The organism is Paraburkholderia sp. JHI869, from assembly GCF_038900775.1.
Taxonomy (GTDB): domain Bacteria; phylum Pseudomonadota; class Gammaproteobacteria; order Burkholderiales; family Burkholderiaceae; genus Paraburkholderia.
In genome coordinates this window covers 39,394-50,718 of sequence record NZ_JAYMSC010000048.1, presented here as the reverse complement: position 1 = coordinate 50,718, position 11,325 = coordinate 39,394, and the positions used below count along the sequence as shown (strand labels likewise).

The 11,325-nt window shown below is 64.2% G+C and carries 10 protein-coding genes; 2 read left to right on the top strand and 8 right to left on the bottom strand.

The features are described from left to right. The 8 genes from VSR72_RS40975 to VSR72_RS40940 all read right to left on the bottom strand — a co-directional run. On the bottom strand, positions 1-1,059 hold a 1,059-nt coding region (locus VSR72_RS40975; protein ID WP_342957883.1), incomplete at its 3' end, for a Gfo/Idh/MocA family oxidoreductase. After that, positions 1,056-2,255, bottom strand: a complete 1,200-nt coding sequence (locus tag VSR72_RS40970; protein WP_342957882.1) for a sugar ABC transporter substrate-binding protein — start codon at positions 2,253-2,255, stop codon at positions 1,056-1,058. The genes VSR72_RS40975 and VSR72_RS40970, both read right to left, overlap by 4 nt. Positions 2,256-2,268: 13 nt before the next feature. Further along, a complete protein-coding gene (locus VSR72_RS40965; protein WP_342957881.1) occupies positions 2,269-3,108 on the bottom strand; it encodes an IclR family transcriptional regulator in 840 nt (279 codons plus the stop codon). Between the two features lie 11 nt (positions 3,109-3,119). Further along, positions 3,120-4,352, bottom strand: a complete 1,233-nt coding sequence (locus VSR72_RS40960; RefSeq protein ID WP_342957880.1) for an ABC transporter permease — start codon at positions 4,350-4,352, stop codon at positions 3,120-3,122. Further along, positions 4,349-5,923, bottom strand: a complete 1,575-nt coding sequence (locus VSR72_RS40955; protein WP_342957879.1) for a sugar ABC transporter ATP-binding protein — start codon at positions 5,921-5,923, stop codon at positions 4,349-4,351. Before VSR72_RS40955 ends, VSR72_RS40960 begins: the two co-directional genes overlap by 4 nt. Then, the gene (locus tag VSR72_RS40950) at positions 5,917-6,873 is read right to left on the bottom strand and encodes a sugar ABC transporter substrate-binding protein (protein ID WP_342957878.1); all 957 of its coding nucleotides are present in this window, start codon (positions 6,871-6,873) and stop codon (positions 5,917-5,919) included. Before VSR72_RS40950 ends, VSR72_RS40955 begins: the two co-directional genes overlap by 7 nt. A gap of 65 nt (positions 6,874-6,938) precedes the next feature. Then, positions 6,939-7,394, bottom strand: coding sequence for a MaoC/PaaZ C-terminal domain-containing protein (locus VSR72_RS40945; RefSeq protein ID WP_342957877.1), 456 nt, complete (start codon positions 7,392-7,394; stop codon positions 6,939-6,941). Next, positions 7,391-8,602 (bottom strand): CoA transferase, encoded by a 1,212-nt coding sequence (locus VSR72_RS40940; RefSeq protein WP_342957876.1) that lies wholly within the window; start codon positions 8,600-8,602, stop codon positions 7,391-7,393. The genes VSR72_RS40945 and VSR72_RS40940 overlap by 4 nt, the downstream gene beginning before the upstream one ends. Positions 8,603-9,464: 862 nt before the next feature. On the opposite strand from VSR72_RS40940, the gene VSR72_RS40935 reads away from it, so the two are divergent. Continuing rightward, on the top strand, positions 9,465-9,629 hold the full coding sequence (locus VSR72_RS40935) for a hypothetical protein (protein WP_342957875.1): 165 nt from the start codon (positions 9,465-9,467) through the stop codon (positions 9,627-9,629). Between the two features lie 624 nt (positions 9,630-10,253). Then, a complete protein-coding gene (locus VSR72_RS40930) occupies positions 10,254-11,267 on the top strand; it encodes an SLAC1 anion channel family protein (RefSeq protein WP_342957874.1) in 1,014 nt (337 codons plus the stop codon). The last annotated feature ends 58 nt before the right edge of the window (positions 11,268-11,325 follow it).

The window sequence follows — 11,325 nt, the reverse complement described above, 5'->3', positions numbered from 1 at the left end:
GGCGGGGATGGCTTGTGCCGCGGCCGCTTCGCTGCGATAACACGCTTCGACCAGCGCCATCGTTCGCCACGCATCGGCAACGCCCGAGACGAGCTTTTCGTCCTCGCCGCTCGCAAAGCGCTGCAGGTTCGCCATCGTGCCGATGAACGCATGCGGAAACCACGCGCCCCGCAGAGGCACCTGCGTCCACTCGCCGCCGCGCGCGCAGAACCAGAGTTCGTCGGGCTCACCCAACGGGTAGTCGAGCAGCGCGCCGAGCTTGACCATCAGCACGCCGTCGCGCCCTTCGAAGCGGAAACCCGCGTCCTGAAAGCGCCGCCCGAAATCGTGATGATGATTGAGCGAGAGCGTGCAGCGCAGCGTCGGGCCGTAATCGAGAATCGCGCTCGTGCGCGTATCGGCAAGACCGCTGCCGGGGTACGTGTAGCCACGCGCGAGCACGCCGCGCGGCTCGCCGATCAGCGCGCGGATCAGGTCGAGATAGTGGATCGAATGCGACACCACCTCGACGCGCTTGTCCGCTTTCAGATGCGGGAACAGATGCCACGGCGTGGCGAGATTCAGATGCACTTCGACGTCGACGAGTTCGCCGAGCAGGCCTTGCCTGATGGCGTCGCGCACGGCGAGCATCATCGGCGCGAAACGCAACTGGAAGTTCACCGCCGCTTTCAATCCGCGCGCTTCGCACAGCGCGAGCAAGCGGCTCGCCTGCGCGAGGTCGAGGCCAAGCGGCTTTTGCAGCAGCACGGTCGCGCCTTCGGGGGCGCACTCGACGATGCCGGCATGCACCGCCGCGGGCGCGCAGACGTCGAATACGGCGTCTTGCGCGGCAAAGGCCTCGTCGAGCGACGCGTACACATTGGGTATCGACCAGCGTTGCGCGACTTCGCGCGCCTTCGCCGTATCGACGTCGAACACGCCGCGCACGTCGAATTGCGCCTTGCGATAGGCCGGCAAATGGGCGTCCTGCGCAATGCCGCCCGCGCCGATCAGGACGACCGGCTTGCGCAATGCGGGCATCGGCCACGCTTGCTGGAGGGCTTGCAGCGTCGCGTTCATCGCACGATTTCCTCGATTTGTGCCTGCGCCTGCGAGAGCAGCGCGTCGCTTGGCGTGTCGCTTTCGATGGCGCGTGCGAGCATCGCGTCGATCACGTGCGAGATGTCCGCAAGGCGCGCATGCCGCGGCAACTCGCGCGCTACGCTGTGCAGCGCTTCGAGACGGTGGAAGAACGGAATGCGCGCGTTGACCTCGGCGTCGTGCCAGGTCGAAATGCGCGTGCCGATCGTGCCTTCGAGCGTCGCGAGCCGGTCCATCGGCGCGCTCGCGCAGTGGCGCATGAAGCGCCATACGAGGTCCTTGTGCCGCGAGCCGGAGGCCATCGAGAGCATCCAGAAGACGTTGAGCGACACGCTCGTGCCGTGCGCGCCGCGCGGAACCGGCGCCACGCCCACGCGGCCCAGGCCCGCCAGGCGGCTCTCGGGCGCGGTCTGTGCGTACGCGGCGAAGCCGAACCAGTTGACCATCATGGCGACTTCGCCCGCCGCGAACATGAGGCCCGAGCGCACGCTGTCGATTGCCTGCGCATTGGGCGCGAGCGCCGCCTCATCGCGCGCGAGCGCGCGGATGAAGTCGAGCGCTTCGCACGCGGCGGGGCCGGGCAGGGTGGGCGCACCGTCGCGCGTGAACAACTCGCCATTGCGCGACCATACGTGCATGCAGAAGTCGTAGAAGCCGTTGTGCCCGTCTGGAAAGAGCGCGAGCGCGGTGCCGTTGACGCCCTTGTGCGGTGCATGCAAACGCCGCGCCGTGCTTACGAACGCGTCCCATGTCGCGGGCGGCTCGAGCCCGGCATCGTCGAACAGATCCGTGCGATAGATCAGGCACTCCGGGCCGTCGTGATACGGCATGCCCCAGAAGCCGCCGTCGAAGCTTTGAAGCCCGAGCAACGACGGGCTCCAGGCGTCGGGAAAGTCCGCGATCGGCTCGCGCGCCTGAAACGGCAGCAGGTTCTCCACGAGCCCGAGCGCGTGGGCCTGCGCCAGCCAGTCGGTGGACAAAAACGCAAGATCCCACGCGCCGCCCGCAAGTTCGCGCCGGCTGATTAGCGCGTCGTGCAGCGGGTTCAGATCCATCGGCGCGATTTCGATGCGGGCGTCGACGCCCGTCGAGGCGGCGAAGTCGTCGAACTGCTTGACGATGCCGCTTTCGAACGGCCCGAACTGCCGCACGGCGACGCGCAGGGTAGTGGTCAAATCGAATCTCCGTTCAAGCCGCGTCAGCTTTGACAATGCCTGCCGCGACGCCAATGGCCTGTGCGCACGCCTGCAGGGCGGGCAGCACCTGTTCGAGCGTCGGCCCTTCGCCTTTGCGCCGCAGGGTCGCCACGACGAGCGCGGCCTTCACCTGGGACCCAGGCGAGCCGATCAGCACGCCAAGGTCGATACCGCTTTCGAACCATTCGCCTTCGCTCCATTCGTAGCCTTGCGAGCGGATGAGCGCAAGCCGTTCGCGCAGGGTCTGCCGGCCGGCCGCCGAAAGCTGGCGGTGCGCCGGATCGCGCTTGAGCAGCGCCGCGGCGTCTTCCTCGGGAAGACTGGCGAGCAGTACGCGTCCCGAGGTCGTGCTCGCGAGCGCATGGAGCGAGCCGACTTCAACCGAAAGCCTGAACGGCTTCGGACTTTCCTCTTGCGCGATCACCATCACCTGGTGGCCGTGGAGCATCGAAAGGTGCAGTGACTCGCGCGTTTGGGCCGCAAGCTCGCGCATATGCGGCTCGGCCACGCGCAGCAATCCTTCATACGGTGAATGTGTGCGGCTCAGTTCGAACAGCTTGAGCGTGAGCGCGTACGCGTTCGATCCCGCATCGCGCCACAGGTAGCCGCGTGATTCGAGGCACGTGAGCATGCGAAAGAGTTCGGGCGGCTGGCGGTTGAGCGCGCGCGCGAGTTGGGCGCGCGTCATCGGCACGCCTTCGGCGGCCAGATATTCGATGATGTCCAGCGCTTTTTCGACGGCCGGCACGGAGTAGTTGGGCTTGCCGCCGGAAGACGATTCGTCGTCCAGGTCGGCCGCGAGCGTTTCGGACAGGGCTTTGGTGCGGGGCATGGGTCGATCCTTTAACGTGTCCGTGCGCGACGGCGGGTTCCTCCCACGGTATAGATCGCCGCGGCCACGACGACGACGCTGCCTTCGATCACGCCCTGGAAGTTCGCGCCCAGGTTCAGGATATTGAACCCGTTGGTCAGCGTGAACAGCAGGAGCGCGCCGCAAAGCGTCTTGATCACGCTGCCCGCGCCGCCGTAGAGCGAGGTGCCGCCGAGGATCGCAGAGGCGATCACGGTCAGCTCCGCGCCCTGAAATGCCGTGGGATTGATTGCGCCGAGCCGGCTGCCGAACAGAATGCCGCCGAAGCCGGCCGCCGCGCTGCACAGAATGAATCCGGCCATTTTATACCGGCCCACGTTGATGCCCGAGAGGCGTGCGGCTTCCGCGTTGCCGCCTACCGCATAGATGCGCCGGCCCGTATTGGTGAACGTGAGCACGAACCACACGAGCGCTGTGAACACGGCCATGTAGATGACAGGTTTCGCCACCGCGAGCCGCTCGCCGCCATACCAGCCGAGCGCGAGTACGCACGCGCCGGTGGCCAGCATACCGAGCACGACGGGTGCCCTCGTGCCGAGCGTCCCGTCAGAACGTTTCGCGCGCAACGAAATCAGCGCGGCTGCGGCGATCAGCACGATGCCGAGTGCGACGAATGCATGTCCGAGCGGCACACGGCCGGACTCGAATGCGCGCATGGCGGCGATCGTATCGACGGATTCGACGGAAAGCGAGCGGCCGTCGGTGACGATGAGCACGACCCCGCGAATAGCCGTCAAGGTGCCGAGCGTGACGATGAATGCGTTGATGCCGAGCAGTTGCACGATGGCGCCGTTGAGCACGCCCGCAAGCACGGCGACGAGCATGGCCACGAGCGCGGCGGGCACGAAGCCGATGGAATCCGCGAGACCGATCATCACCGCCGCCGAAAGCGCGGCGACGGAGGCCACCGAGAGATCGAAATTGCCGGTGATGAGAATCACGGTCATCGCGACCGCCATGATGGCGATGAGCGAAGCCTGATACAGCACGTTCGTCACGTTGATGATGCTGAAGTAGTTCGGGCGCCCGGTATAGGCCGTCACCGCAGAGAGCACGGCGACGAGCAGGATCAGCGCGTAATACACGCCCATTTCCCGCAGCCCGAAAACGCGCCGCCAGTCCACGGCGTGGCTTGTGGCGCGTTGTGCGTTGGCGCCGACATTGCTCGTGGTAGCGGGATGCCGGTTCGACGTCGATAGATTCATGGTTGCCTGCCCGATGTGACTGTGCTCAAGTCAGCCGTTGCCGGCGCGCCTTCGGGCGCTGCCGCGCCGCGTCCGCCCGCCAGCAAGATGAGTTCGTGCTCCGAAGTATCCCGTCCCATGCGGGTGGCGATGCACTTGCCGTCGCGCATGACGATGATCCGCTCGCTGACCGCCAGCAGTTCCTCGAACTCGGACGAAACGATGATTACCGCCTTGCCTGCCGCCGCAAGCTCGCGCACCAGCAGCAGAATGTCCGTCTTCGCGCCGATGTCGATGCCCGCCGTGGGTTCGTCGAGCAGAAATACCTCGACGTCGCTGAAGAGCCATTTGGCGATGGTCACCTTCTGCGCATTGCCGCCGCTGAGTTCCGTGACGAGCACGTCAGGCGACTGCGCCTTGATCTGCAGGCGCCGGATGGCTTCCTCGCCGCGCTTGCGTTCCTGCTCGCGCGAAGGCAGCCAGCGCCGCCACGAGACGCCTTCGAGCGCGGGCAGGGTGATGTTGCGCCAGACTTCAAAGAGCGGAACGAGCCCTTGGCGCATCCGGTCTTCCGGCACGAGCGCAAGGCCCGCAGCGACCGCCGCGCCGGTCGAGCGGCCAATCGGATTGCCTCGCACGCGCACGGTGCCTGTCGCGGCGGCGTCCGCGCCAAAAATCGCGTGCAGCAATTCGCTGCGTCCCGAGCCGAGCAAACCCGCCACGCCGATCACCTCGCCGGCGGCCACGTTCAGCGTGAGCGGCGCGAGCTTGCCCGGCGAGGCGAGGGCGTCGAGTTCGAGCAGCACGCTCGCATGCGGCGCACGCGCTGGCGGCGCGGCGCGTTCCAGCGCGACGATCTCGCGGCCCGCAATGGCCTCGGCAATACGCGCTTCGTCGAGTTCGTCCGTCTTCGCATGCATGACCACGACGCCGTCGCGCAGCACGCTCACGCAGTCGGTGAGGGCGATCACTTCGTCGAGAAAATGCGAGACGAACAAGATGGCCTTGCCCTCGGCGCGCGCGAGATGCCGCACGGTCCGGTAGACGATCTCGCGCTCTTCGTTGGCAAGCGAGGCGGTCGGCTCGTCCATCACGATGAGCTCCGCCCCGGTTCCCAAAGCCTGAAAGATCGCCACCATCTGGCGCTCGCCGATGGAGAGATCGGCAACGAGCGCATCGGGCTCGAGCGCGTAGCCGACCTGCTCGCACAATTGCGCGAAGCGCTCGCGATACGCCTGATCGCGCCGCCAGCGGCCGCTATCGCCGAGGAAAACGTTCTCCAGAACGGACAGAGTCGGCACGAGCGGAATGTGCTGATGGATGGTCGCGACGCCCATCGCATTGGCTTCTTTCGGGCTCGTCCAGCGCGCCGCTTCGCCGTGCCACACGATGCGTCCGGCCGACGCGGCAAACGCGCCCGAGAGAATCTTGATGAGCGTCGACTTGCCAGCGCCGTTCGCGCCGAGCAAGCCGTGCACGCTACCGCGCTCGACCTCCAGGTCGACGCCGCGCAGCGCGACGGTGCCGTTCGGAAAGATCTTCTCGATGCGCTCGAAACGCAGGAGCGCGCCGGCGCTTGCGTCGCTCACCATTGCGGCACGCAGCTCGCGAGATTCACCTTCGTGATGGCGGGCGTGTCGTAGGCGACGAACACAGCTTTCTGCACGTTCTTTTTCGTGACCGTGCCATAGAGCGCGTCAAACGCGAGCTTGCCGATCTCCTCGGGCTTATAGCACACCGTGCCGGTCACGTCGCCGACCTTGATTGCGTTGATGGCGAGCTTCGAGCCGCCCATGCCGATCAGCTTCGCGTTCGAGCTTGCCGTGCGCAGCGCGAGCGCGCAGCCCACCGCCATGTCGTCGGATTGCGCGAAGATCAGGTCGACTCCGGGGTGGGCAGCGAGGATATTCTGGCAGGTCGATTCGCCCTTTTCGGAAGTCCAGTCGCCCGGCTGTGACGCGACGATCTTGTACTTGGCGCCCGCCTTGTCGAGCCCTTGCTTGAAGCCTTCGGTGCGCTGCGAAACCTCGGCGAAGCCCGCCGAGCCCTCCACGATGGCAATGTTCGCGACGCGGCCATTGGGCAGCATGGGCGCGGCCATCGCGCCGGCTTTCGCGCCCGCGGTGACTTCGTCCTGCGTGACGAGCGCGGAGAGCTTTTCGTAGACCTGCTTGATGGGACGCTTGTGCGGATCGCCGATTTCCGACGCGACGCCCACGGTGGGAATGTCGCGCGCGGCGGCACGATCGACCCAGCCCTGCGCGACTGTCGAATCGAGCGGCATGATCGCGATGCCGTCGACCTTTTGCGCGATCAGATCGTCGATGTCGTTGGCCTGCTTCTGGACGTCGCCTTTGGCGTCGAGCACGACGGTCTTCACGCCCGCCTGTTTCGCCGCATTTTCAAAGCCCTTGGCGATCGCGGCCGCAAACGGGTAGCTCAAACCGACGCTCGAATAGCCGAGTGTCACTTCTTTCGCGCACAGTGTGCCCGACGCGCAGACGAGCGCGAGCGCGCCGAGCGTCCAGAGGTTCTTCCGCATTGACGTCTCCTGAAATGATCGTGCTATGCGGGTCGAGAGCCCGCTTGGGTTGAACGGCTAAGGGGTCAATCCGCGCCGGGCGTCCGCCGCTCGACGAGATACAGGTGATCGCACACGAGCACGGTGTCGCCAAGCTGGTTCGCGATGTCGATACGCTCCACCACCACGCCGTGCGTTTCGCGTTTCGCGTGGGGCCGCTTTTCGGTGATGCTCGCCGTGACCGTAATTGTGTCGCCAATGAACACCGGCTTCACGAAACGCACGCGGTCATAGCCCGTGGACATCGCGCGTGGATTGATGGTGCCCGCCGTCATGCCGATGCCCACGCTGAACACGAGCGTGCCGTGTGCGATGCGCTGGCCAAAGTCCTGCGTGGCGCACCACTGCGCGTCCATGTGATGCGGGAAGAAGTCGCCGGTCTGGCCCGCATGCATCACGACATCGGTTTCGGTGATGGTGCGCCCGAAGGTGCGGCGCGAGAAGCCGATCTCGTACTCTTCGTAGAACTGTTCCCTGATCACGGCATGGCCTCCGGTATATGTTCGTCCAGCGCAAAAGCTGCGGCGAGTTCCTGCGTGTGTTCGCCAAGTGCGGGCGCAGCACGCGGTGACTTGAGCACCGCGCCGTCAATGCGGATAGGGCAGCGCAAGGTCGTCAAGCCGGCGCCTTCCTGCGTGAGTACGCGCTGCGTCATGTCGAGCGCCGCGAAACCCGGATGATTAATTAGCTCTGCGTAGTTCTGCACCTGCGCACACCAGATGTCGGCGGGTTCCAGCAGATCCAGCCAGTGCTGCGTGCCGTGCGTGCGCAAATGCTCGCGCAGGAGCGCCTTGATGTCGTCGCGGCGGGCGAACGAGAGCGCGGGGTCGGCAAAGGCTTCGAGCGGCGTGCAATCCAGCAGGCGTGCAAGTTGCCCGATGGGCGCCATAGCGATGGCGAGATAGCCGTCGGACGTGGCAAAAATGCCGTAGGGCGCCGCTCCATAAACGCTCGCGTTGTTCACGGCCGAGCGGCGCGGGAGCGCGCCGTCGCCGCGCAGCCAGGCGGTGATCTGCTCGAACTGCACGTCGAGAATCGATTCCATCAGGCTCACCTCCACGCGCGCGCCGCGCCCGGTCACGCCGCGCCGCACGAGCGCGGCGAGCACGCCTTGCGCGAGATGCGCGCCGGTCACGATATCGGCGATCGACACGCCAACCGGCACCGGCCCTTGTGCCGCGTCGCCCGAAAGCCAGGCGATGCCGGACAGCGATTGCGCAAGCAGGTCCTGCCCCGGCTTGTCGCGCCACGGACCGGTTTCGCCGTAGCCGGTCACGTTCGCGTAGACGACGCGCGGGTTCAACTCGCGCACGACGTCGTAGCCCAGACCGAGACGCTCCATCACGCCGGGGCGGAAATTGTGGATCACCACGTCCGCGCGCGCGACGAGCGCCTTCACGCGGCGCAGATCGCCGGCCTGCTTGAGGTCGGCGGCGAAACTGCGCTTATTGCGATTGATGGTGTGAAAAAGCACGCTGTCATTGCCGAGCAACTGGTCGGAAATGCTCAATTGCCGGCACAGGTCGCCGCCTTGCGGACGCTCGATCTTGACGACGTCCGCGCCCAGGTCGGCGAGGCGCAGCGAACACGAGGGGCCGGCGAGGAACTGGCTGAAATCGACGACGAACACGCCTTCGAGCGGCATGGACTCGAGCGTCGCGCTCGCGCTTGCTGGGTCGTGGGCGGCCATACTGGGGGGCTCCCGTTTGTCGTTCATGTGCGAACTATATGTTCGCAGGTGAACGATATCAATTTAGGGATTTCCCGGGCGGGTGGGCGCACAGTCGCACACAGGGGTGCCCTTGATTTTCGTGCAGGTTTCTTTGCCAGCGCACCGACCTTTCCGAGCGGCAAATTTAGAGACGGTCCGGTGGTCGTGCGATTAGATGGGTGGACAACCTTCTTGCCATTGACCCGCGGCGGACGCGCGGTTGGGCACCGTCAATTTCATTCGTGTCCTGGCCGAGCTGCGAGGCGGTACTCACAGAGTGTCCCTTTCACCGGCCCATAAAAGGGGATCGTCATGTCACGGTTGATTGTTCGCTCTACGTTAGCTATGGGTCACCGGGATAGATTCGTAACGCATTTACGCGACTAACGGTCGCTCGGTACAGATCGGAGCAACTAGCCCCGGCCACGCGAACGGGCAGGAGGGCAAGGCGTCTTTCAGGGCGAATCCCCGTGACCTTCCGTCCGGCGCGCTAAAGTGATCGGGCTGTGCAGGCGGCGCCGAAGGGGGAATCAGCCCGATTGCGGCCCCGCGAGGGACCCACGCAATGGAGCGGAAGTGGCAGGACGTCTTGACGCGAAGCACGCACCGCCAGGCTCTGCATGATGAAAAGAGGCCGCCGATTCTGAGTGAATACGACGGCCTTAAGCTTTGTCTTCCAGCTTGGGAGGCGCTGGAGGTTGCGGGGTCTGGACGCAACCTATGTGTAAGGTATCAGTAATATTTGGCGCCGTCTATACCCAGAAGCCTATCCTCACAGTAACCACGGCGCGCCGCCGCGCGCCTCGAAGCGCAAACCCAAACCCAAACCGGTCAAGGGTGCATGCGAGTGGTGAAGAACTTTGATAACGAAGCACGCGCCGCACTGCTCCGCTTCCACGTGGTCGGCCAGCTCTTTGCCTTCGCCCGCGAGGGCGTCTGGCTGCGCACCGGTCACCTGATTGAATCGGCACAGATCGGGCTGGCATCGAACGGTTGCGAAATGTGAGCGCCCGGCTGGTTGCGGCGTCCCGCGCGATCACTGAAGAGGAGAGTGCTGTCTCCTTTCCGAAGGATGATGCGCATTTACACAGACTCTTCAATCTGCGTTCCGGCTGGTTTCTGGACTATCGTTCACCGGTCGTGCAACGCATCCATATGCGCTGCACCGCATACCTAAAGGTGTCCTGAATACCTCGCGGGCCTCGACCAGACAATCACCGGGCGGCCAGGCAATAGACGGCACGCCTGAACACCGTGCAGGCAGGCGTGGGCGCTCGACCGGCTTTTGTTTCCAACGAGATTTTAGTTGTATGTCCCAGTTCGACCCACTGCGGACCTTGAACCCGGCCTCACTTCTACCGCCGTTTTGAGGTGTTTAACGGCCATCCCCACATCCGGGTCGGCTGACAGCCGAGGCCCGCGCGGCGCTGCGATCAGCACGGCGTCCCTACTCGCGTCCGGATGCCGTCAGCCCTTCGAAATTCCTGACCTGTTGGACCAAGATCTCGTTGACCGAACTGAAGTTCAGGTGTGGTATTGCATCGGGACGATTCACGTGTCTGTATCGCAATAGAAGGTTTCAGAACGTTGATCAGTTCTCCCAGGTTCCCTCATTGCTCCGGAGCATCCGATGAACTTCGACGACCCAGAGACGCAAATGATTGCAAGTCGCTCGCCCCAAACTGGACGAGCGTTCGACTACCTGCCGATCGGACTTTTCGGGTCGGTCATCGGGCTGTCTGGACTCGCCTCCACTTGGCGTGCGGCAGCGCAACTGTATGGTGTGACTGAATTCATCGCTGACAGTATAGGCACCGTCGCGGTAGTGGCCTTTATATCACTGGTTCTAGGGTATGGCTGGAAATGCCTGACTGCCTGGCAGGCGGTTAAGAGGGAGTTTGAGCACCCGATTGCAAGCTGTATGTTCGGGACGGTACCGATCAGTCTTCTGCTGCTGCCAATCGTCCTGGTTCGTGTCAGCTATGAACTTGCGTTCGGCACGTGGGTAGTGGGCGCAGTCGGCATGATGCTGTTCGCCTGGTTGATCGTCAGCCGGTGGATGAGTCGTCGCCAGCAGATGCTTCACGCTACTCCGGCATGGATCATTCCATTTGTTGGCCTGCTCGATCTGCCTGTTGCAATGCCGGCTCTTGGCCTACCGGCCACGTCGGAACTTGGCGTGTTCGCGCTCGCGGTTGGGCTATTCTTCGCGGTACCAATCTTTACGCTGATCTTCGCGCGATTGTTGTTCGAGGACCCGATGCCGCACGGTTTGCGACCGTCGTTGATGATTCTCGTTGCGCCCTTCGCCGTCGGCTGCTCGACCTATATCACGGTAACCGGAAGCAACGATCTATTCGCGGAAGTGCTCTATTTTCTAACCTTGTTCTTGCTCGCGGTGCTCTTCGTGCAGATGCGTTACCTGGCTGGCTGCTGTCCCTTTCGTGTTGCATGGTGGGCGATCAGTTTTCCTCTGTCTGCGTCGGCACTTTGCTCACTTATGGTTGCAGCAGATAGTCCCGGTCTCTTCACCAATAGCATCGCCTTGCTGCTGCTTGCCGTCACCAGTCTTGTCATTCTGGGTCTATTCCTGCGGACGCTGAAGGGATTGCTCTTTGGCGAACTGCGCACCCTGAGTATCTAGATATTGCGCGCTCGAGCTGCGCCGTGTGGGCTCGGCGTTATCTTCCCTGCCGATGCAT